Origin of the sequence: Kaistia granuli DSM 23481 (genome assembly GCF_000380505.1) — a bacterium.
Taxonomy (GTDB): domain Bacteria; phylum Pseudomonadota; class Alphaproteobacteria; order Rhizobiales; family Kaistiaceae; genus Kaistia; species Kaistia granuli.
In genome coordinates this window covers 314,599-337,848 of the sequence record NZ_AQYH01000004.1, presented here as the reverse complement: position 1 = coordinate 337,848, position 23,250 = coordinate 314,599, and the positions used below count along the sequence as shown (strand labels likewise).

Genomic DNA, 23,250 nt, shown 5'->3' with positions numbered 1-23,250 from the left:
GCCGGCAGTACGAGGTGGCGACACGTCACGACGCGTCGCCACCTCGACAGGATGCGGTCGAAGAACCAGGCTTGCCAGCCGGACCGCTCCCGCCAAGGAGCGGACGGCCGGCCGAGCCTCGCCTTACTGGGTGGTGGTCGCGACCTTGATCTTGCCGGAGGCGATATCGGCCTTCAGCTCTTCCAGCTTCGCCTTGACGTCGGCCGGGATCTTGTCGGCGACGTCGGGGCAGAGCAGCAGCTCGACGCCGCCGGTCTTCACGTTCGCCGTGTGGACGCTGCCGGGCTCGAGCGTCTTGCCATCGACGACGTCCTTGACGAGATCGTAGACAGCGACGTTGGCGTTCTTCAGCATCGAGGCCATGACGTGGCCCGGCGCGACGTTGCACTGGTTGACGTCGACGCCGATCGAGTACTTGCCGGCGGCAGCACTCGCCTGCAGCACGCCTTCGCCCGTCGGGCCGGCGACGTTGTAGACGATGTCCGAACCCTGGCCGTAGAGAGCCATGGTCAGCTCGCTGCCCTTGGCCGGATCATCGAACGTGCCGGCGAAGACGGCGTCGAGACGGACGTCCGGAGCGGCGGCCTTGGCGCCCTGCTCATAGCCGACCATGAAGTCGCGGATGACGGGGATGTCGCGGCCGCCGACGAAGCCGATCGCCTTGCCGTCGCCGAGACCGTCGATCTCGCTGCCCTTCTCGGCCATCAGTCCGGCGAGAGCGCCGGCGAGGAACGAACCCTCGTTCTGGGCGAAGTTGGCATAGACCACATGCTTGGAATCGAGCACGCCGTCGATGAAGACGAACTTGGTGTTCGGATAGGCTTCAGCCGTCTTCTGCAGCGCGTCGACGAGCTCCCAGCCCATGACGAAGACGATGTCGTACTCGCCGCCCTTGGCGAGATTGTTGAACTGCTCTTCATAGTCGAGGGCGCGGTTGCCGGTGTCGACCAGCTTGACCTTCACGCCGAGATCCGCCTCGGCCTTCTTCAGGCCTTCGACGATGGCGACGCCGAAGCCCTGGGAGAAATAGCCCGAGATGGCTGCAACCGAGACATCCTTGGCAAGCGCCGCCTGGCTGGCGAGCGCGAGAACGGAAGCGCCACACAGCGCGACGAGACGACGAGACCAACGAGACATGATCAATCCAACCTCTGGAGCTTGATAAGACGCATTCGCTATCACTGCCCTCGCCGACATTGTCGAGCCGGCTGGATCGCGTTCCCTGCATCCAGTCGGCCAATATCATTGATGGCCATATGAGATTGAGGGGAAAGTTCGACAGCTGTCAATGCAGTAGCGCGTCCGAAAACCACGCCGAAACACCACCGGTCTCGCCCATGATGGCCAAATGATTGGAATCTCAGGCCGTCCCATAATTTTGATTGACCACCAACAATATCATGCGTCCTCGCGTGCAACCGTGCTGCTGGATGCAGCCGCACAGTCCCCGGCCCCGCGAGCCCAGGGCTTCCAGCATTGCCCCCACTATCCACAATATTGAGGCGCCGTCATCGCCGCGGAGGACGATCCACGCCGATCTGCACCTCTCCTCCCGCGCATTTCCTCCCCTGGAACGGCGCTCCTCGACGTGGACGAAGCACCAGCAACGTCCTTCCGCCCGCCAGAATGGCGCCGACCGGCGATACCAACCAGCCCCCTCGCCGACGGGCCCATCGTAGAGCCCATCGCGTCCGGTTCTTCTCGGCAAGGCGCCTCCTCCCCCGCTCACATCTCCCGCAACTGCGCGATGGCGGTCAGCAACGGGGTGAGCGGCGGCTGGATCAGGCCCTGGCCCGGCGCGGCCAGCTCGAGGATCATGAAGATGCCGCCCGCCACCGCGAGCGAGCACAGGAACAGGGTCGCCAGCGCCGTGGCGTTCGGGGGCGCGAACAGCCCGAAACTGGCGAACAGGATGGCGAGCCAGAAGATCAGCAGGATCAGAAAGGGAACGGGCACGGCGCTGCTGTCCTTTTCCATCAGCTGCCAGCGCGCATTCGCGATTGCCTCGACAAACCGCAGCGCCTGCGCCTGCACCGTGCGCTCGCGGTCGTCGGCCGGGTGCAGATTGGTGATCTGGTCGCCGACGGCCTCGAGTTGCTGCAGCGTGACCAGCCCGAGTTTGTCCTGCAATGCCCCGGTCGACAGCTCAGCGACCTTGGCCTCGGCATAATCGCGGATCGTCGCGCGGATCGGCACGGCCTCCGGGCCGTAGCGGACGAGCGAGCGATCGAGGCGCAGGACGTCGACGGCCAGGTCCCCGATCGCATTGGTCCTGGCGAGGAACGTCGTATTGGCCGTGGAAATCAGCAGGCCGATCACGAGCGCCGACAAGGTGCCGACCACCGCCATCGAGACGGTGACGGCGTTTCGCGTCTCCGTGCCGAGATGCTGCTCCGGCAACAGGTGTGCCGCCAGCATCCCCAGCAGCACGCCCCCGAAGATCGCGACGAAGGTCGCCAGACCGATCCACACCGAACTCATGCCGGGTTATCCTCGTTGGGCCGACCTCAACACACTGGCAGCGGACCGCACGGACTCGGCTCTCTATCTTCGAGCGCTCTTCGTTCGCACAAATTGCCAAGCCCCCTGCATGCTGGCTTCCATGCAACGCTAGCATGAAATCCGACTGGCCATCTTGCTCACATTCCCCAGCGGAACTAGCCTCTTTGTAAGGGACAAGGCCATGTCCTCCCTGCACAAGCAGACGTCGGGATTTCATGGATCCGTCCTTCCGTCGAAGCCTGGGATCGGCTCGACACATCGGGGGCATGACGGCGGAGGCCTCGACGACGATCGCGGCGGATGCCGGCTACAGCCAGGACGAGGGGATCATGACTCGATTTCGTCTTTATGCCCCGCTCGCGTTGGTGGCGGCGATCTCGCCGGCCTACGCCGCGGATGTCACGCCGGCGCCGGTCGAGGAAGTCGCGCCCTCCGGCCAGGGCTGGCGGTTCCAGGCCACGATCTATGGCTGGGCCGCCGGCGTCAGCGGCGATACTGGCGTCCTCGGCCTGCCGCCGAAGAGCGTCGACATCACCTTCCTGGACGCCCTGCAGGATCTCGAAGGGGCGCTGATGGGATCGTTCGGGGCGGAATATGGCGACTGGCTGTTCCTGACGGATCTGATGTGGACCAAGGTCGGCTCCAACGAGTCCGTCGGCCAGAATGGCGGCTCGCTCGATTTCGTCCAGAAGCAGCTGACTGCATCCGCCCTGGTCGGTTACCGGCTGCCGCTCGACATACCCAATCTCGCGCTCAGCGCGACGGCCGGCTTTCGCTACCAGCACCTGGATGTCGAGCTGGATTTCGACGCTGCCGATCCGAAACTCTCGTTTGATGTCGACAGGTCCAAGAGCTGGATCGATCCGACAGTCGGATTCAGCCTGCGCTACAACATCAACGATCGCTGGTTCATAAATGCCCTCGGCGATGTCGGCGGCTTCGATGTCGGGTCCAATCTCACGGCGCAGGGTTTCGCCGCGGTTGGCTACAACTGGACCAAGACGATCTCGACCTCACTCGGCTATCGTGTCATCTATACAGACTACGAGAAGGACGGTTTTGTCTACGACATGACGCAGCAAGGCGTCTTTGCCGGCCTCGGCATCCATTTTTGATCTCTTTATCTTTCGCTCATCAGGAAAGGCAATGTCATGTCGTTCGTCTTCCATTGTAGAAGCCTGATCGCCCTGCGTGTTCCCGCGCTCGGCATTGGCCTGGCGGCCGCCTTCCTGTTCGCCCCGGCCGCAATGGCCCAGTCGGCGACACAGGTCGGCACGCTTTCCTGCGATGTGTCGTCCGGCGTCGGGCTGTTCGTCGTCGAGAAGCAGACGATGACCTGCAGCTTCAAGCCGATGAAGGACGGTCCGGTCAGCGCCTACACCGGCAAGATCGCAACCTACGGCCTCACGCTCGGAGCGGTCGAGAAGGGCCATCTCATCTGGGGCGTCGTCGCGAAGACCAACAATGCACCGTCCGTCGGCGCGCTTGCCGGCAAATATGTCGGCGCCAGCGCCGATGCGGCCTTCGGTCCGGGCCTCGGCGCCAATGTGCTGGTCGGCGGGTCGGACCAGGCCTTCGCGCTGCAGCCGATCTCGGTCGAAGGCGAACTGGGCGTCAACGTCGCCGCCGGCGTGACCGAGATGACACTGACCGCATCGCCCTGACGCGCGGCGCGCCCTCGCCGCGCGCCGCCGATAGCGGCGAAACTGCCACGTCCGGCCGGAAAGACGAACCTGGCTTCCAAAGCGTGTCGCCAGTGGGGAAGTCGGCGCCAGCCGTGCTTCACCACGCCTTCCGCACAGTGTAACACTATCGTCAGGGGCGGCAGCTAAGCTGGACGTCGCGCTGATCGGGTTTTCGTGCGGGGAACGTGTGTCGTCAGTAGTTTATGTCCTTTCACGGACGATGCTCATCCTTGGATTGGCGATCGCTCTCACCGCCTGCGCGTCACGGCCGCAGGACGTCCTGACGCCCGTCAAGGCGGGCACGGCGTCGACGGACAAGGTCGATCTTCTGGTCGCCACCACCCGCGCACCGACGGATGAACCCGGCATTTATTTCAACGGCGAGCGTGGGCCGGACCTCACGCTCAGCAACGTGGTCGTCTCGATCCCCGAGAAGCGCGAGGTCGGCTCGATCCAGTGGCCGAGCCGTGTTCCCGGCGATCCGGCCCGCGATTTCGTCACCACGCAGGTGACGAAGATGCAGCCGAACGAGGCCAAGGCCTGGTTCAAGCGCACCTCCGGCAAGAAGCGCCGCGTGCTGATCTTCGTGCACGGCTTCAACACGCAATATGCCGACAGCGTCTTCCGCTTCGCCCAGATCGTCCACGACACCGACGCCAATGTGGCGCCCGTCCTGTTCTCCTGGCCGTCGCGCGGCAGCATCTTCGACTACAATTACGACCGCGAAAGCGCCAATTTCTCGCGCAGCGAACTGGCCGCCGTCATCAGCGCGGCCGCGACCAGCCCGGCCGTCTCGGACGTCACCATCATGGCGCATTCGATGGGCGGATGGCTCGCCGTCGAGGCGCTCCGGCAGATCGCGCTGCAGGACGGCCGCGTTCCCGCCAAGGTGTCGAACCTGATCCTCGCCTCGCCCGACCTCGATATCGACGTCTTCCGCAAGCAGGTCATCGAGATGGGGCCGAAGCGCCCGCACATCACGCTATTCGTCTCGGCCAATGACCGGGCGCTGCGGCTGTCGCGGTTGCTATCGGGCCGCATGACCCGCCTCGGCGCCGTCGACATCACCCGCGAGCCCTATCTGTCGCAGATGGAATCGGCCACCGGCATCACCGTGCTCGATTTGACAGCGCTGCAGAACGGCGACCGTCTCAACCACAGCAAGTTCGCCACCAGCCCCGAAGTCGTGCAGCTGATGGGCGACCGGTTGATCCAGGGGCAATCGGTGACGGATTCGAGCCTCGCCAGCACCAACGCGCTCGGCTCGACGACGCTGGGCGCCGGCCATGTGATCGGTTCCGCCGCCGGCGCCGTGCTGACGGCACCGATCCTGATCTTCGAGAGCGCCGCCCGGAAATAACCGGCTGGCATAGGAGCGATGCGGGCTGGCGCAGGGCGACACGCGTCGGCCTGGACGCGCTTGGGCAAGCATCTTCGAAAACGGATCCCCTTTCTTCACCTCTCCCAGCGGAGAGGTCGGCTCGAATGGCCGGGAGAGGGGTTGGAGCCTATCCGGAGAGGACGTCCCCTCACCCGCCGGCCGCCTGCTGCCGTCGACCACAGCCCAGGGCCCATGGGGCCGGGCACCGTCGCCCCGGCGAAGGCCGGGGGCCCATGAACACGAGCCAAGAAAGCTTGGCTTGGCCTATCGACCACGGGCCGGTGCGTCTGGATCCCCGGCCTTCGCCGGGATGACGGCGGAGGGTGGCAAAATCCGATCCGAGCGATGAAGACGGTGTTGCGCGAAGGTCTTCCCGAGCCTGACCACCGAGCCAAATCAAAAAGGGCCGCGGAAGACCGCGGCCCTTTTGTTCGAGAGGCCGGCAAGCGCGCTCAGGTCGCCGCGGAAGCCACTGGCGCGGGAGTTGCCGCCGCGGGCGCCGCCTCGCCTTCCCTGCCCCGGTAGAAGGTGACGTAGAGCGTCGGCAGGAACACCAGCGTCAGGATCGTCGCGACCAGCAGGCCGCCCATGATGGCGAACGCCATCGGCCCCCAGAAGATCGTCGCGGCGATCGGGATCATGCCGAGGACGGTCGAGATCGCCGTCAGCATGATCGGCCGGAAACGCGACACCGTCGCCTCGACCACGGCATCCCAGATCGGCAGGCCGCGCTTCCGTTCCGCCTCGATCTGCTCGATCAGGATCACCGCGTTCTTGGCGATCAGGCCGAGCAGCGACAGGATGCCGAGAATGGCGACGAAGCCGAGCGGCCGGTTGAACAGGAACAACGCCCCGACGACGCCGATCAATCCCATCGGCACGACGCAGAGCACGAGGAAGAGCCTGCCGAAGCTCTGCAGCTGCGCCATCAGGAACGAGACCATCAGGAACAGCATGATCGGCACGACCGCCATCACGGACTGCAGCGACTGGGCGCTTTCCTCGACGACGCCACCGACGGCGATGTCGTAGCCCCTGGGCAAGGTCGCCCGCAGCGCTTCGACTTCATCCGTCAGTTCGGCGACGACTGCCTCCGGCGAACCGCCGGCGCGAACGTCGGACTGCACCGTCAGCGTCGGCACCCGGTCGCGGCGCCAGATCAGCGGATATTCCTGGCCGTGCTCGAAGGTGGCGAATTGACTGAGCGGCACGGTGCGGCCATTCGGCAGCGGCACCTGCAACGTCTGCAGATTGGCGAGCGAGACCCGCTGCTCGTCGGTCGCCCTGGCGATCACGTCGACCAGATAGATGTCGTCGCGAACCTGGGTCACCGTCGTGCCGGTCACCACCGCGTTCAGCGCGGCGGCGAGAGCCTGCGAACTCAGGCCGAGCAGGCGCGCCTGGTCCTGGTCGATCTTGACGCGCACCATGCGCGCCGGCTCCATCCAGTCGAAATTGACGCGCTTGGTGTCGGGATTGGCCGAGACGATCTGGGCGAGGCGCAGCGAGATGTCCCGCACCTGGTCGACATCGGGACCACTGACGCGATACTGCACGGGCCAGCCGACCGGCGGTCCGAGTTCGAGCGGCGCGACGCGCGACACCGAATCCGGGAACTGCTCCGCCAGCACGGTTTCGAGGCGCTTCTCCAGCCGCAGCCGGGCGTCGACGTCCTTGGCGATCACGACTGCCTGGGCGAAGAACTCGTTCGGCAACTCGACATTGAGCGGCAGGTAGAAGCGGATCGCGCCGCGGCCGATATAGGTGCTCCAGCGCTCGACATCGGGATCGTCCCGCATGATGGCGTCGAAACGGGCCGAGACATCGCCGCTCTGATAGATCGACGCGTTCTGCGGCAGGCGCAAATCGACCATCAGCTCGGTCCGGTCGGAGGCCGGGAAGAACTGCCGCGGCACATGCGGCAGCAGCAGCAGCGCGCCGACAAAAGCGGCGAGCGTCAGGGCGATGGTGATCCAGCGCATCCGCATCGCGGTCAAGAGGATCGCACGGAACACCCGCACGACGATGCTGACCTTGTTCGGATCGGGCTTTTGCTTCGGCGACTTCAACAGGACGGCGCCGATCAGCGGCGAGAAGATCACCGCGCCGAGCCACGACACCACCAGCGCGATGCCGACGACGGCAAAGATCGAGAAGGTGTATTCGCCGGCCGAGCTCTGGGCGAAGCCGATCGGCACGAAGCCGGCCGCCGTCACCAGCGTTCCCGTCAGCATGGCGAGCGCCAGCGTCTTGAACGTGTTCGCCGCCGCGTCTTCCTTGCTCTCGCCGGCCGCCAGTCTCGATGTCATCGAATCGACCGTCGTCATCGCATCGTCGACCAGCAGGCTGAGCGCGATGATCAGCGCGCCGAGCGAAATGCGCTGCAGGTCGATGCCGACGATGTTCATGACGGCGAACACCATGGCGAGCGAGATCGGGATCGCCAGCGCGACCACGGTGCCGGCGCGGATGCCGAGGCTGACGAAGCTCACCACCGCGATGATGGCGATCGCCTGCCAGAGCGAGGTGGTGAAATCGCCAATCGCCTCGTCAACGACGACGGCCTGGTCGGCCACCAGCGTCGGCTGGATACCGAGCGGCAGGTCTGCGGTGATCTCCGCCATGGCCTTCCGGATGTTCTCACCGAGCGCGAGAATGTCGCCGCCGTCGCGCATCGCGATGCCAAGGCCGATCGCCGGCTTGCCGTCGACGCGGAACTGCGGCTGCGGCGGGCTGGCATAGCCACGGTGGATCTGCGCGATGTCACGCAGCCGGACCAGCTGGCCATTGGCGACGAAGTTGATGTCGAGCAGGTCCTGCTCGGTCTCGAAGGCGCCGGAAACGCGCAGCGAGATGCGTTCCTCGCCGGTCTCGAGCACGCCGGCCGGGCTGACCACGTTCTGAGCGCGCAGCGCATTCAGCAGCGCGGTGCGGTCGATGCCCATTCCCGCGAGCTGCTTGGTCGAGAACTCGACATAGATCCTTTCGTCCTGCGCGCCGATGATCTCGATCTGCGAGACATCCGGCACCTGCAACAGGCGCGAACGGGCGGCCTCGACGTAGTCGCGCAAGTCGCGATGCGTGAAGCCGTCGGCGGTGAAGCCGTAGATGATGCCGAACGTGTCGCCGAAACTATCGTTGAAGAACGGCCCGAGAACCCCGGAGGGCAGCGTCTGGCGAATGTCGCCGATGCCCTTGCGGACCTCGTACCAGACATCCGGCACCTCGGCCGACGTCACGTCCTGGCGCAGATTGACGAACAGCGTCGTGCTGCCGGCGCTGGTCGAGGAGCGGACGTCGTCGACCTCGGGGATCTCCTGGATCTTGCGCTCGAGCCGCTCGGTTACCTGATTGAGCGTGTCCTCGATCGTCGCGCCCGGCCAGACGGCATGCACGATCATCGTCTTGATGGTGATCGGCGGGTCTTCGTTGCGGCCGAGGCCAATGAAGGAGGCGATGCCCGCCACCATCACCGCGATCATCCAGTAGACGACGAAGGAGCGATGGTTGAGCGACCAGGCCGAGAGATTGATGCCGCTCATTTCGTCGATCCGAGCAGGCGGACCTTCTGGCCCGGATGAAGGGCCTGAACGCCGGCGGTGACGACGATCTCGCCCGTATCGAGCCCCTGCGACACGACGACGGTCGCCGGGTCGTGCCGGACGATATCGACATTGCGCAGCGCGACGGTCGAGGTGGTCGGGTCGACAATCCAGACAGCCGGGCTCTGCTCGGAGGTGGTGAGCGCCGTCGCCGGGATGGCGATGACCGGCGTCGTATCCATCATCATCGTGCCGCTCACCGTCGAGCCGAGGCGCAGCGCCTCCGGCGGATTGTCGAGGCCGACGCGGACCGGGAAATTGCGGGTCTGGGCGTCAGCCTGCGGCGCGACTTCGCGGACGCGGCCGACGGCGTTCACCGAAGGATCGTCGGTCAGGCGGACGGTGATCAGCGGATCGGTCGGCGCCGCGCGCAACACCTGCGCCGGCACATCGAAGACGGCATCGCGGCCGCCCTCATGCGCCAGCTGCACGATCATCTGGCCAGCCTGGACGACTTCGCCCGGCTCGGCACCGCGCGCCGTGATCGTGCCGGAGACGTCGGCCTTCAGCTCGGTGAAGGCGACACGATCATGCGCGATCTCGAGCTGGGCCTCGGCATCGTCGAGCTGCGCCTGCGCGGTATTCCGGGCCTGCTGGGCCTGGTCGTAATTGGCGCGCGTGGTGAAGCCGTTTCGCAGCAGATGCTCCTGCCGGTCGAAGGCGTTGCGGGTCTGCGTCACCAGACCCTGCGCCGCCGCGAGGGCCGCCTGGGCCGAGCGAAGCGCGTTCAACTCGTTGACGGGATCGAGGGTCGCCAGCACTTGGCCGGCCTCGACGCGGTCACCGACATTGACGGGTCGCGCGATCATGCGGCCGCCGATGCGGAAGGCCATGCTGGCTTCGTTCCGGGGCTGGACCTGGCCGGTGAGAATCACCGTCTCGCCGGAATTCTCGCGTGCGGCGATCACGGTGCGAACCGGGCGGATTTCCGGTGCGGCCTGCTCGGTCTCCCGCTGACAGGCAGCCAGAACTGGCGCTGCAGCGAGGATGAACGCGACGGCTCGCCAAAGACTGCCCGTGCTTGTCCGACTATCGGCCCGTTTCGTCACGAAAACCCCCAAAACCAAAAAAGCCCGAAAGCTGACGGCACGGGTGCCTATCCACGCGCCACGCCATTTCCGGAATCCAAATGCTACCTTGCGTAATACAAGTCTTGTGTGACGGCAGCATCGGGCGCCGTCAAGATCATCACGCGGCTTCCGCCCACCGAACGCTCCCGTCAGCACGCGAGCGCGCGCGAACCTTAGCCAGTCGTCTCGCCGCTGTGATGAGCGCTGCATCCCAACGCTGTGCGCGGAATCCCATTTGACCGCCTCGACGGATCAAGCGGCTAGGCGGCGCAGGACGGTGGCGAACTCCGCCGTGGCGGATCCGCCGGCGCGCGACGGCGGCATCCGGAACGGCGAGCGGAAGATGGACGAAGCCCGCGCGTCGCTGGGACTGCAGCCGAACTCCTGCTTGAAGCTGCGACTGAAGCCCGACGCGTCGCCGAAGCCGACGCTCTCGGCGATGCGAATGACCGAGCTGGTATTGCTCGGATCCGACAGGGCGGCATGGGCAACCAGCATGCGCTGGCGGTGGACGTAGCGGGCGACGCCGCCGAACGGCTCGAACAGCCGATAGAGCCTCGACCGCGACACGCCAAGCGCCTGAGCGAGATGATCGGGCCCGAAACTGGACGAGCCCATGTTCTGGCGCACCACCTGTCGCGCGCGCTCCATCAAGGTGGCGACGATCGCATCGTGGGCGACCTCGATCCGTTCGGCGCTCGGCCGCACGCAGGCGGCGATCATCGCCTGCGTCGCCTCGACCACCTGGGGCAACTGGGCGTTGGGGATGCGGGGGAGCCGTTGCTCCAGGCTCAGGAAATAGTCGGCGAGAAGCGCGCCGATGCCGGTATCGGGAACCTGGCTGCTCGTGCCGTCAATGCGGTTCAGCCGTTCGCCGAACAATTCGCGCGGAATATAGAGGCTGAGAACACTGGTATCGGCGGCCGAGCCATCGAAGCGCTCGCCGAGCGAACGGAAGAAGAGCTGCCGGGCCGGCCTTCCGGGGACGCCGGTTGGAGCCGTTCCGTCGTTGACGACGACGAAACACCAATGGTCGAGGGCGTTCTTCTTGTGGTGCTGCCAGGTGCGCGCGGTTCCGTCGCCAGGCATGCGGGCGCGCGTCAACGCGAAACCGCCGACGTCCCAGACCGTCTGTTCGGCCTCGAAGGGCGCGATCCGGGACTCACGAATGTCGAGATCAATGGCTGGCGCCATGAAAGCCCGCCACGCGTCGAACTGCTCCCGAACCGGGAGCGATCGGGTGCTGAAGTGGATCGGCGTGATCGCCTCGTCCAATGCCACCTTCGGAACACTTGTCATGCGATCCCCGTCATTCCTGATCCTGACGCCGCGTCAGACGCAAGAAAAGCCGCTTCTATCAATACCCATCCTACGTGACAATGATCCAGATCAACCATGACAGGCACGACGCAGCTCCTGCACCACCGTCCGGACATTTTCGAAATCGCCACGGCGAGACCAGCCGTGTAGGTCTTTCGAACGCGGGGCTGATTCGCTCCGGTCCGTCCGAGGGACGGCGCCGAGCCGACGCAGACGCGATCCATAGCCCGCCGGGCTCGCTAGTACAGGTGTTGACAAACGTGACGACCGTCGCCGTTCCGGGATTCCTCAGCCTGACGATCGCCATCGTCGTCTTCTTTGTCGGCACCGGCGTCAATCGCTGGGTCGCGCCGCTGCGGCGCTGGAACATTCCGGAGGCGGTCAGCGGTGGCCTGTTGGCAGCGGTGGTCACGCTGGTCGCCTTCCGCGTCTTCGATACGAGCATCGTCTTCAATCTCGCCGCGCGCGACATGCTGCTGCTCTATTTCTTCACCGGGATCGGCCTCAACGCCCGGCTCGACGATCTCCTCTCCGGCGGCAAGCCTCTGCTGGTGCTGCTCGGCCTGACGCTGATCTTCCTCGTCATCCAGAACCTGATCGCCGCCGGCAGCGTCGCCTTCCTGGGATTGCCGGAAGGCATCACCGTTCTGCTCGGCTCGGCCTCGCTGATCGGCGGCCACGGCACGACGATCGCCTGGGCGCCGATCATCAACCGGGAGTTCGGCCTGCAGAACGCCATGGAAGTCGGCGTGGCCGCAGCGACGCTCGGCCTGGTTGTCGCCAGCCTCGTCGGCGGCCCGGTGGCGAAACTGCTGATCGCCCGCTACGGCTTGAGTGGCCCGACCGGCAGCCAGCCGATGGTCGGCCTGCCCAAGAGCGCCGAGCCGGTGGATGCGGACGACATCAGCCATATCAGTCTGATGCGCACCATCCTGGTGCTGAACGTCGCCGTGCTGATCGGTTTCACCCTCGACGAGATCTTCACCGAGTTCGGCATCAAGCTGCCGCTGTTCGTCGCCTGCCTGCTGGTGGCGATCGTCCTGACCAACACCATTCCGCGCGTGCTGCCGCGGCTGAACTGGCCGACCCGCACGCGCTCTCTGGCGCTGGTCTCCGATCTGTCGCTCAACATCTTCCTGGCCATGTCGCTGATGAGCATGCAGCTATGGACACTCGGCGACCTCGGCCCGTCGCTGGTTCTCGTCCTCGGCATCCAGACGTTCGCCGCCGTGCTCTACATGCTGTTCGTCGTCTTCCCGGCGATGGGGCGGAACTACGAGGCGGCGGTGCTTTCGGCCGGCTTCAGCGGCATCAGCCTCGGCGCGACGCCGACGGCGATCGCCAACATGACCGCGGTCACTAAGACGCATGGCGCCGCACCGATGGCCTTCATCATCCTGCCACTGGTCTCCGCCTTCTTCATCGACATCGCCAACGCCTTCGTCATCGGCTTCTTCGTACGCTGAGGCGGGCGGCTCCGTCGGAAGCGAAAAGAGACCGCAGAGCCGGTTGTCGGAGCTCCGGACGGCGCGCGACCCAAGCATCTCCCTCCTAGGGGATTTCCGCTCTCGCAAGTGGTCCGTCCGTCTCCGCCTCGGGGAAAAACGGAAGATGCGGCGGGCGCGACAATCGCCGCCCCCGCTATCGTCGGTCGGCTGCGACCGCCCGCGTCGGGTTGATCGGCAACAACCGCATTGTGATTATCCCAGGAGGCATGGCTGCCCTATCGTGCGCGCTGCCGATTGGCCAGGGACAACTCGCGCCAACATCTTGGCCACCGTCAGCATGCCTGGCTTCCGAGAAGCCACTATAAAGCAGCCGAACACATCGAAACTCCAAATTTCAATGATAAAGAAGCTTCATTCATTGACGCAGAGAGCCCCAGAAATGCTGTAGCCTCACAATAGCGCAGGCAAGCGCGCCCAATATATAAGGAGACTCACATGAGAAAGCTTATACATTTAGCGAGTGCATGCTTTTTCACCTCTGTCGCACTATCAACAGGCATCGCATCGGCGCAGGAAAAGCCGAACATATTGTTCATCATGGGCGACGACATCGGATGGATGCAGCCCAGCATCTACCACGGTGGCCTGGCGGTCGGCGAGACCCCCAACATCGACCGGATTGGCAGGGAAGGCGCCAAGTTCATGACCTATTACGCCGAGCAGAGTTGCACGGCGGGTCGCAATGCCTTCTTCACCGGAATGCATCCGCTGCGCACCGGCATGATCCCGCCGCAGTTGCCCGGCAGCCCGAGCTATCTGCGTCCCGGCACGCCGGCTCTGGCCAAGTTCCTGCATGATCTCGGCTACAGCACCGGTGAATTCGGCAAGAACCATCTGGGCGACCATACCGATGCGCTGCCGACCGCGCATGGGTTCCAGGAGTTCTGGGGCTATCTCTACCACCTCGACGCCATGCAGGGCGTGAGCTTCCCCGACATCAACAAATCCCCGACGGAGCAGGCCGTCGCACCGCCTTGCAAGAACACGCCGGTCCCCGGCCTTGCCGAAGTGCCCGGCGCCGTCGATCCCGCGACGACGACCTGCCTGACCCCGCCGCGTCCGGTTATCGCCTGCAAGTCATCGGACGGCACGTCCGCGAACCAGACCTGCACGGATGAAGGGCCGTTGACGCTGGATCGCTCCAGGACCATCGACGAGGAGATCTCTGGCAAGGTCGTCGATTATCTCGACCGCAACGATCCCGAGAAGACCGGCAAGCCGTTCTTCGTTTGGTACAACCCGGCCCGCATGCACATCACGACGATGCTGTCGCCCAAATATGAAGCCATGCTCGGCGAGAAGGGCGGCAAGGACTGGGGCATCAACGAGGTCGGCATGAAGCAGCTCGACGACAATATCGGCGTCGTCCTCAAGAAGCTGGAAGACATGGGCGAACTCGACAACACGATCGTCGCCTTCACCACCGACAATGGCGCCGAGGTCATCACCTATCCGGACGGCGGCACGACGCCCTTCAAGGGCGGCAAGCTGACGACCTGGGAAGGCGGCATGCGCGCGCCGATGCTGGTGCGCTGGCCGGGCCACATCCAGCCGGGAACGGTCCTGACCGAGACCTTCGCCTCCCTCGACTGGCTGCCGACCCTGGTCGACATCGCCGGCGGGCCGAAGGGCGACGCCCTGAAGAAGCAGATCGAGGCCGGCTCGTATCCGGGCATCGTCAAGACGACGCTCGATGGTGTCGACCAGCGCGACTATCTGGAAGGCAAGGGCAAATCAGCGCGCGACACGTTCTTCTACTATGCCGGCCCCAAGCCTTCGGCCGTCCGCTACAAGAACTGGAAGTTCTACTACACGATGGCCGGCACCTGCCCGACCTGCGGCCTTGCCGGCGACGTCACTTATGGCTGGACGCAGATCGTCAACATCGCGCGCGATCCTTTCGAGATCTCCGCGCTGGAGGACACCAAGACGATCCTGGGCATGGGCGGCGCGCTGGCGGCCCCCAGCACCGCCTATATCTATGACTGGAACATCCTGCCGATCGGCCAGATCCTGTGGCTGAAGGAACTGGAGACCTACAGGGCCTTTCCGCCGATGCAGGACCCGGCGAGCTACAATCTCGACCAGGTCCTGGCGGAGATGAAGAAGCCGGCGAAAACACCGAGCCAGTAAGCTGCAGCAGGCGCCTCTGCCCATTCGCGGAGGCGCCTTCCGCTCTCCTATCCTCGCCGCCGGGAAGCGGGAGAGAATGACGATCTAGGGTGCCGCCGCTGCCGCCGTCGGCGCAACGGGAATAGGTGCCGCGATCAGCGCTTCTATCCGCTCGACCACATAGGGAAAGAACGGGTTCGACGAAATCCGCATCAGCGTATCCAGGCCGACGATCAACGTCCCGCGTTCGCCGCGCGAGGCAATATCCCCGAGACGAATGCCAAAGTCATCCGCGGGATCGGGATCCGTCCCGTATAGCCCATCCTCGACGGGAAACGGCAGCGCGACATGCGACAGCGAGTAGATGTCGGCGGGATAGACCAGATTGAGGGCTTCCTTCTGCGGCTCCGTCCGGCCAGGCTCGACAACCCGCGCCTCGACCGGATCTCCGTCCGGCGCCGCATTGGTGATCACCGCCGTCCGGTAGCGGCGCGGTGCCGGCGGCAGGATGCGCTCGACCGCCGTCTCGGCGGCCGTGCTCAGCAACGGCCCGAGATCCGCATTTCGATTGATGTCGAACAACACCAGCTCGCTGCCGTTCTCGGGCAGGTTCCCGTAAAGCGTCGACACGACGGCGGGCGCGCTGACGGTAAAATCGACGATCGACTGGAAGGTCAGCACTGGCGCCAGCTCGGCGAGCCGGTTGTCGCGGGCAAGCCGGGTGATCCGCTCCTGCAGGACGGAGGTCAGCTCATAGGACTGGCGGGCAGCGTTCACCGGAAACGAGTTGTATTTGAACGGGTTGAACTCCGGCATCACGCCGAGCCAGGCGGTTTTGGCAAAGCGTGGGAAGATGGAAGGCAGACCGGCGAGGCCGGCGAAGCGGGCAAAGCGCGTGACGCCGACCATCGGCGAGAACAGCACCAGCCGGTCCGGCCGCGCCAGCGCGGGATCTTCCAGCGCGTCCAGCGAATAGAGGAGCGCCAGGGCACCGCCGTTCGAATAGCCGACAAGATGCAGGGGCGTGTCGCCGCCGGACAGGCGCCTCGCCTCGCGCACGGCGAGACGGGTCGCCGCCAGCCAATGCTCCCAGTTGACCGCCGCCAGACCGGCCGGAACCGTGCCATGGCCCGGCACGCGCAGTCCGACCGCGACAAAGCCATGGTCGCGGTAGAGCTTTGCAATATGCCGCAGGCTGTAGGGAGAGTCGGTCAGCCCGTGCAGCAGGACCACCGCCCCGATCGGCTTGCCGTCCGGCTGGAGCACGAAGGATCGGTTCCAGTCGGTCTGGAAACGAGGCGGATAGAGCGGGCTGCCGTCAAAATAACGGTTCGACGCCTGTTGCTGCGCCGGCTTCAGCTTGGCCGTGACGGAGACACGGACGTCTTCGAACGCCGCGTCCTCGGCCGCCAGATAGTCCTTCCAGGATCCGGCATCGAGTTGCTTCACCGTGAGTTCGGGCGGAGCGTGCTTGTGCCAGAGTTGCAGCGACGGGCCACGCGACACATCGACGATACGGACCACCAGCAGTGTCACCGCGATCACGCCGACCAACACCGCAGCGCGCTTCAAATTCCGCAAGAACCAACGGCTCATCGTCCTGAAATCTTCCCCTCTGGACGATCCCTGCCCAGCAAGCTCGTGCTGGCGCACGATCGCCCGAAATCGGTGGCGCCATCAATGCGCGACACGAGCGGCGCACGCAACCGACGAATCGCAAACAAAAGCCCCCGGCGACGGGGCGGGCTGATGGACTGCCCCGAACCAGTGGATCGTTCGGCGACAGACGAGGCTAGTAGTCGACCGCGTCGCGCGAGATCGGGCAGGTCATGCAGTGGCCGCCGCCACGACCGCGACCGAGCTCGGCGCCGATGATGGTGACGACCTCGATGCCTTCCTTGCGCAGCAGCGTGTTGGTGTAGGTGTTGCGGTCATAGGCGAAGACGACGCCCGGCGAGGCGCAGACGAGGTTGGCGCCCGAATCCCACTGCGTGCGCTCACGCATGTAGTCATTGCCGCCGGTTTCGACGACGCGCATCTTCTTGAGGCCGAGCGCGTCGCGCACGGTCTCGACGAAGGTGCCCTTGTCCTTGTGCAGCTCGAGGCCGCCCTTGCCGTCCGGGCGATAGGAGAAGGCCTGGATCGAGTTGACGATATCCGGGTAGAGCAGCACGCAATCGCGGTCGGCGAAGGTGAAGACCGTGTCGAGATGCATGGCGGCGCGCAGTTTCGGCATCGCCGCGACGATGACGCGTTCAGCGGCGCCCTTCTCGAACAGCTTGGCCGCCAGCTGGCTGATCGCCTGGCGCGAGGTGCGCTCGCTCATGCCGATCAGGACGTTGCCCTTGCCGATCGGCATGACGTCGCCGCCCTCGAGGGTTGCGAGGCCGTGATCCTCGAGCGGGTCACCATACCAGACATTCACCTTGCCGGCGAAATCGGGATGGAACTTGTAGATCGAGGTGGTGAGGATCGTCTCCTCGTGCCGGGCCGGCCAGTAGAGCGGGTTCAGCGTGACGCCGCCATAGATCCAGCAGGTGGTGTCGCGCGTGTAGAGCGTGTTCGGCAGCGGCGGCAGCAAATATTCGGTAACGCCGGCCGCCTCGCGCACCAGCTTCAGCATCTCGCCGCCATGCGTCTCGGGGAATTCCGCCGTCGAAAGGCCGCCGATCAGCGTCTCGGCCAGCTCGCGGTTCGACAGGCCCTCCAGATAGGAACGGATCTCGTCGACGAGACCGAGGCCAACCTGGTTCGGCACGATCTGGTGGTCGAGGATCCACTTCTTCGCTTCGGGGATCGCGACCGTCTTGGCCAGCATGTTGTGCATTTCCAGAACCTCGACGCCGCGGTCGCGCATCTTGGTCATGAAGTCGAAATGGTCGCGCTTGGCGTTGTCGACCCACAGCACGTCGTCGAACAGCAGGTCGTCGCAATTGCTCGGCGTCAGGCGCTGATGCGCGCGGCCGGGCGCGCAGACCAGAACCTTGCGGAGCTGACCGACTTCGGAGTGAACGCCGAACTGGCTTTCAGTCGTCATGATGTGACTGCCTTTCGATTCAGGGTGTGATAGTGCCGGTCAGCAGGCCAAAAGCCCCGACCAGGCCTGCGACCAGCGTGACGGCGAAGACGATGAGCTCTGTCTTGGTGAAGAGCCGCGCGTTCTGCTCGCGGCGGGCCCAGACGTAGAGAATGGTGCCGGGCACGAACAGGACCGCGACCAGGAGCACGTATTTGAGCCCGGCGGCGACGAACATCACGAGCGTGTAGACGACGGCGATCCAGGCGAAGATCTGATCGCGGCGACGCTCGTTCGGCGTCGCTTCATAGCCCTTGCCACTGCGGGCGAGCAGCACGCCATAGCCCGCGACGAGCAGATAGGGCAGCAGCGCGGTCACGCTCGTCATGTCGAGCATGAAGTTGAAGGCATCGCGCGACCAGTAGGTCGAGATGATGAACAGCGACACGACGATGTTGGTGAGCCACAGCGCGTTGGCGGGAACGCGGTTGCCGTTCTGCGCGGCGAACAGCTTCGGCATGTCCTGCGACTTGGCGGCGGCGAACAGCACTTCGGCGCAGATCAGCGACCAGGCGAGATAGGCGCCGAGCACCGAGATCAGCACGCCGATCGAGATGAACACCGCGCCCCAATGGCCGACCACCACTTCGAGCACGCCGGCGAGCGAGGGATTGGCGACGCCCGCGATCGTCGCGCGCGGCATGTTGGCGTAGGGCAGAAGCGTGACGGCGACCATCAGGCCGGTCACGCCGACAAAGCCCAGGATGGTCGCGCTGCCGACGTCCGAGCGCTTCTTGGCGAAGCGCGAATAGACGCTGGCGCCCTCGATGCCGAGGAAGACGAACACCGTGATCAGCATGGTGTCGCGCACCTGGGCGACCAGCGATTTGTCCGGCATGCCGACGCCGCCGAAGAAATTCTCCGAAAACTGCGTGTAGTTGAAGAAGAAGACCATGGCGAGAACCGCCACGAGGATCGGCACGATCTTGGCGATGGTGACGATCGTGTTGATGAAGGCCGCCTGCTCGACGCCGCGCAGGATCATGAAGTGGAACAGCCAGACGCCGACCAGCGAAACGATGATCGCCGTCGGCGAGCTGCCGTCACCGAAGATCTCGGGGAAGAAGCGGCCGAGCGTGGATCCGATCAGCACCCAGTAGAAGACGTTGCCGAGACAGCTGCCGAGCCAGTAACCGAAGGCGGACAGGAAGCCCATATAGTCGCCGAAGCCGGCCTTGGCGTAGGCGAACACGCCGGAGTCGATATCGGGCCGCTTCTCGGCCAGCGCCTGGAACACACGCGCCAGCATGTACATGCCGGTGCCGGCGATCATCCAGGCGATGATGGCGCCGAATGGACCGGTGGCGGCACCAAACCGGCCGGGAAGGTTGAAGATACCCGCCCCGACCATCGAGCCGACAACCATGGCGGTCAACGCCCCGAGTGACAACTTTCCAGTCGTCGACGACGCCATATTGTTCCCCTCCCAAAATCCACAAGCTTGTAGTTCTTATGCCCTCTTCCCAAACGGGAGGCATGAGCAAGGAATCCCGCCTCTATCCTTACCGTATCATTCTATTCACAGCTAACCTCTACGTCATCCGATGGCGGAAGGGGAAGAATTCCCGACATCCTCTCCAGAAAGTCTTTCGGAATGGCGCAGGAGCGGGCACCGGCGATGAAAGTTGCGGCAGCGGCCGGTCATGCCCGCGATGGAGCCGATCGCCCTTCCCCGCTGCTGGCAGCGCCGGCCCTGTTCCCTCCGCCCATGGCATAGCTCTTGCTGATCGGCTGGGTGACGCCCGCGGGCCGGATGCGCCGCAGGCAGGACCGACAGGAGCCCGGCCATGTTCGATCTGGTGCTGCGCGACGCGACGCTTCCCGAACGCCGGGACGGCCCCTGCGACATCGGTATCGTCGACGGCGTCATCGCGGCGATCGGCGCGGATCTCGGCGGCGCCCGACGGCAGGAAACGGCGGCGGGGCGACTGGTCCTGCCGGGCTTCGTCGACAGCCACCTGCATCTCGACAAGTCCTGCATTCTCGATCGCTGCTCGGCCGAGGGCGCGCTCGGCGAGGCGATCGCCGAGGTTTCCCGCCTGAAGCGGGACTTCACCGAGGACGACGTCTATGCGCGTGCCGAGAAGACCCTGGTCAAGGCGATCCTGCAGGGAACCATGCGCATCCGCACGCATGTCGAGATCGATCCGCGCATCGGCCTCCGCTCCTTCGCGGCCCTCCAGCGCCTGAAGCGCGACTACGCCTGGGCGGTCGATCTCAAGCTCTGCGTATTTCCGCAGGAAGGCCTGCTCAACGATCCGGGCGCGGAGGCGCTGCTCGTCGCGGCCTGCCGGGCCGGCGCCGACCTGATCGGCGGCTGCCCCTATACCGATACCGATCCGCAGGGCCATATCGACCGCATCTTCGCCATCGCCCGCCAGTTCGATCTCGATGTCGACTTCCATCTCGACTTCGATCTCGACCCCGGCTGGATGCATCTCGACGCCGTCATCGCCGCGACCGAGCAGGCCGACTGGGGCGGCCGCGTCGCGGTCGGGCATGTGACCAAGCTATCCGCCATCCCGCCGGCGACGCTGGCCGCCATCGGCGGAAGGCTGGCCGCTGCCGGCATCGCCGTCACCGTGCTGCCGGCGACGGATCTGTTCCTGATGGGGCGAAAGCACGATCACAGCGTGCCGCGCGGCGTCGCGCCGGCTCATCGCCTCGCAGAGCTTGGCGTTACGTGCTCGCTGGCGACCAACAATGTGATGAACCCGTTCACGCCGTTCGGCGACGGTTCGCTCAACCGCATCGCCAATCTCTACGCCAATGTCGCGCAGCTCGGCCGTCGGGCGGAAATGCTCTGTTGCCTCGACATGGTGACGACGGCGCCGGCGCGGCTGATGCGCTGCACCGATTACGGCATCGCGGTCGGCAACCCCGCCGACCTGGTGATCATGGACGCGACGGACGCCGCCCATGCCGTCGCCGAGATCGCCCAGCCTCTGATGGGCTTCAAGCGCGGCGTGAAGACCTTCGAGCGGGCGGCGAGCCGCCTGATCCGGCCGCGGATGCACCCGCGCGACCGGTCCGCCGGCCGACGGGAGGAAATCCTCACCGGCTGGGAGGCCGCTGGAAACCATCGTTGACAAGGCGAACCAGCTCCTGTCCGATCGGCCTCCACAGGGACCGAAAGAGGCTGAATTGGTCGGAGAGCTGCGTCTCGGCACCATGGCGGTGACCGCCTTCGTCATCGTTCTGGCGAGCCTCGCCCTCGTCGAGGCGCTCGACCAGTTCGGCGCCTGGCCGGTGCTGCCAGCCCTTTTCCCCATCGTTCCGCTGGCGATCGCAGCAGTGGTCGCCATCCGCCTGCGCTCGCTCGATTTCGGCGATCTGATGCGGGGCGGCAACCTGGCGTCGACCGCCGTCGGCTGGGCGGTCGCCGGCTCCGCGCTCTCGGCCATCGTCCTCATCGCCGGTCCGGTCGGAACCGCGCTCGGCGGCGGCCGCGGGCTGATCCTGATCGCAGCCTTCGTCACCGGGCTGGCGCTCGCCACGCTGGTCGTCGCCCCCTCGGCGCGCGCCGTTCATGCGACGACCCTGGCCGAGGCGCTCGGCACGCGGTTCGGCGCGCCGGCGCGGGCGCTCGCCGCCATCGCCGTCATGCTGACCTTGCTGCCGCTGCTCGCGGCCGAGGCGGCCCTCGCCGGCACGGTTGCGGCGCGCATGCTCGGCCTGCCGCCGCAACTCGCCGAGGACATCATCCTCGGCCTCGCCGCGCTCGGCTGCATCGTCGGCGGCCTGCGCGCTGCCATCGCCGTCGCCGCCGTGCTCGGGCCGATCGTCGCCCTCTCCTACCTGGTGCCGGTCGCGGCGGTCTCGCTCGGCGAGACCTGGCTGCCGATGCCCTGGATCGGACTTGTCGAGCCGGAGACGCTGACCAGCGCGACGCGCATCCCGGATCTGGTGATCACCGCCTTCGCCATCTCGCTGGTCGCCGGCGTCGCGGCGATGCCGACGCTGATCTTTCCGGCCTGGTCGACCGCCAAGCGGCCGCCGGCCCGGCGCCATCTGCTGCTCGGCATCGCTGTTACAGCCGTGATCCTGCTGGCAGCGCCCAGCTATGCCGTCTATGGCCGGCTGGCGGGAATCGAGGCGACGACCGACCCGCTCGGCCTCGTCGTGAGCTTCCCCGACCGGGTCGGGCTTTCCGCCATGCCGGCGGTGCTGTTAATCGGCGGCCTGCTGGCGGCGTCGCTGATCGCCATCGCCATGGGCCTCGCCACCGTCGCCACCACCCTCGGCCACGATCTCTACGGCGCCTTTGTGGAACGTGGCGCGCCGGCCGGCCGCCGCATCTTCATCGCCCGCCTCGGGATTCTGCTGGTCGCCTTCGCCATTCTCGGCATGAACCGGATGGCCATCGGCAGCATCGCCATGCTGGCGGGGGTCGCCCTGTCGGTCTCGGCGGCGAGCCTCGCGCCGCTGCTGCTGGTCGGCTGGCGCATGCGCCGCGCAACGCCGGTCGCGGCCGTCGCCGCCATCGCGGTCGGCTTGTGGCTAACGGTCGCCAATGTGCTGCTCGCGCGCTTCGCGCCGGATTTCGCCGGCCGTTTTCTCGGCATGGGCACGGTGACGCCGACCGTGCTGGGACCGACCGGGTGGTTCGGACTGCCCGTCGGGCTGTCAGGTCTGATCGGCATTGTCTGCGGCCTGGCCACGCTTCTCGCGCTCTCGCTGCTGCCCGGCATCCACTGGCCGCTAGTCTGGCTCCGCCTGCGCTACACCGCCCGCCGGCTGAAGCGGGCTTTGACATCGACATTCCTCACGCTCACGGCGCCCAAGCCGGCCCCGGCCGCCGTCGTCGGCACCGCTGCTCCAGTAGCCGTCCCGGCCGAACCCGAGCCCGCGCCCGCTCCGGCAGCGCCCGCCGCGGCGCCGTCGAGCACGACGCCGGTTACGCTGTTCGATGCGCTGCCGGTCTTCACCGCCAAGCTCGCGCCCCAAAATGAGCGCAAACCCGACGCCGACGACCCGACCGACGCCTGACCCGG

The 23,250-nt window shown here is 65.8% G+C and carries 15 protein-coding genes; 7 read left to right on the top strand and 8 right to left on the bottom strand.

Features of this window, described 5'->3' with window-relative positions; translation table 11 throughout:
• Positions 1–123: 123 nt before the first annotated feature.
• Positions 124–1,137, bottom strand: coding sequence for a BMP family lipoprotein (locus G342_RS0105450; RefSeq protein ID WP_018182099.1), 1,014 nt, complete (start codon positions 1,135–1,137; stop codon positions 124–126).
• Between the two features lie 588 nt (positions 1,138–1,725).
• Positions 1,726–2,481, bottom strand: coding sequence for a bestrophin-like domain (locus G342_RS0105445; RefSeq protein WP_018182098.1), 756 nt, complete (start codon positions 2,479–2,481; stop codon positions 1,726–1,728).
• Between the two features lie 287 nt (positions 2,482–2,768).
• Between G342_RS0105445 and G342_RS0105440 the strand changes: the two genes are divergently transcribed.
• The 3 genes from G342_RS0105440 to G342_RS0105430 all read left to right on the top strand — a co-directional run bounded on the left by G342_RS0105440 (position 2,769) and on the right by G342_RS0105430 (position 5,547).
• Positions 2,769–3,617 carry an outer membrane protein gene (locus G342_RS0105440; protein ID WP_018182097.1) on the top strand — a complete coding sequence of 283 codons (849 nt, stop codon included), beginning with the start codon at positions 2,769–2,771 and terminating at the stop codon, positions 3,615–3,617.
• Positions 3,618–3,653: 36 nt separating this feature from the next.
• Positions 3,654–4,166 carry a DUF992 domain-containing protein gene (locus G342_RS0105435; protein ID WP_018182096.1) on the top strand — a complete coding sequence of 171 codons (513 nt, stop codon included), beginning with the start codon at positions 3,654–3,656 and terminating at the stop codon, positions 4,164–4,166.
• 256 nt (positions 4,167–4,422) lie between these two features.
• Positions 4,423–5,547 carry an alpha/beta hydrolase gene (locus G342_RS0105430; RefSeq protein ID WP_018182095.1) on the top strand — a complete coding sequence of 375 codons (1,125 nt, stop codon included), beginning with the start codon at positions 4,423–4,425 and terminating at the stop codon, positions 5,545–5,547.
• Positions 5,548–6,020: 473 nt separating this feature from the next.
• Here G342_RS0105430 and G342_RS0105425 read toward each other — a convergent pair whose 3' ends face one another.
• The 3 genes from G342_RS0105425 to G342_RS23330 form a co-directional block, all read right to left on the bottom strand.
• Positions 6,021–9,110 (bottom strand): efflux RND transporter permease subunit, encoded by a 3,090-nt coding sequence (locus G342_RS0105425; protein WP_018182094.1) that lies wholly within the window; start codon positions 9,108–9,110, stop codon positions 6,021–6,023.
• Positions 9,107–10,078 carry an efflux RND transporter periplasmic adaptor subunit gene (locus tag G342_RS0105420; protein WP_018182093.1) on the bottom strand — a complete coding sequence of 324 codons (972 nt, stop codon included), beginning with the start codon at positions 10,076–10,078 and terminating at the stop codon, positions 9,107–9,109. Before G342_RS0105420 ends, G342_RS0105425 begins: the two co-directional genes overlap by 4 nt.
• Positions 10,079–10,492: 414 nt before the next feature.
• Positions 10,493–11,539 carry a helix-turn-helix domain-containing protein gene (locus tag G342_RS23330; protein WP_083931097.1) on the bottom strand — a complete coding sequence of 349 codons (1,047 nt, stop codon included), beginning with the start codon at positions 11,537–11,539 and terminating at the stop codon, positions 10,493–10,495.
• 281 nt (positions 11,540–11,820) lie between these two features.
• Here G342_RS23330 and gltS point away from each other — a divergent pair, with 281 nt between their 5' ends.
• On the top strand, positions 11,821–13,026 hold the full coding sequence (gene gltS / locus G342_RS0105410) for a sodium/glutamate symporter (RefSeq protein ID WP_026304149.1): 1,206 nt from the start codon (positions 11,821–11,823) through the stop codon (positions 13,024–13,026).
• A 600-nt stretch (positions 13,027–13,626) separates the two neighbouring features.
• Positions 13,627–15,201: an arylsulfatase gene (locus G342_RS0105405; RefSeq protein WP_425402197.1), complete on the top strand. Its 1,575-nt coding sequence runs from the start codon at positions 13,627–13,629 to the stop codon at positions 15,199–15,201.
• A gap of 84 nt (positions 15,202–15,285) precedes the next feature.
• Here G342_RS0105405 and G342_RS0105400 read toward each other — a convergent pair whose 3' ends face one another.
• The 3 genes from G342_RS0105400 to G342_RS0105390 form a co-directional block, all read right to left on the bottom strand.
• The gene (locus G342_RS0105400) at positions 15,286–16,776 is read right to left on the bottom strand and encodes an alpha/beta hydrolase (RefSeq protein WP_026304147.1); all 1,491 of its coding nucleotides are present in this window, start codon (positions 16,774–16,776) and stop codon (positions 15,286–15,288) included.
• Positions 16,777–16,972: 196 nt separating this feature from the next.
• Entirely contained in the window at positions 16,973–18,217 is a 1,245-nt protein-coding gene (arcA, locus tag G342_RS0105395; RefSeq protein ID WP_018182088.1) for an arginine deiminase, read from the bottom strand.
• A gap of 19 nt (positions 18,218–18,236) precedes the next feature.
• Positions 18,237–19,670 (bottom strand): basic amino acid/polyamine antiporter, encoded by a 1,434-nt coding sequence (locus G342_RS0105390; RefSeq protein WP_026304146.1) that lies wholly within the window; start codon positions 19,668–19,670, stop codon positions 18,237–18,239.
• Positions 19,671–20,043: 373 nt separating this feature from the next.
• On the opposite strand from G342_RS0105390, the gene G342_RS0105385 reads away from it, so the two are divergent.
• Positions 20,044–21,345, top strand: a complete 1,302-nt coding sequence (locus G342_RS0105385) for an amidohydrolase family protein (RefSeq protein WP_018182086.1) — start codon at positions 20,044–20,046, stop codon at positions 21,343–21,345.
• A 55-nt stretch (positions 21,346–21,400) separates the two neighbouring features.
• Positions 21,401–23,245, top strand: a complete 1,845-nt coding sequence (locus G342_RS0105380; RefSeq protein WP_018182085.1) for a sodium:solute symporter family transporter — start codon at positions 21,401–21,403, stop codon at positions 23,243–23,245.
• Positions 23,246–23,250 lie beyond the last annotated feature (5 nt).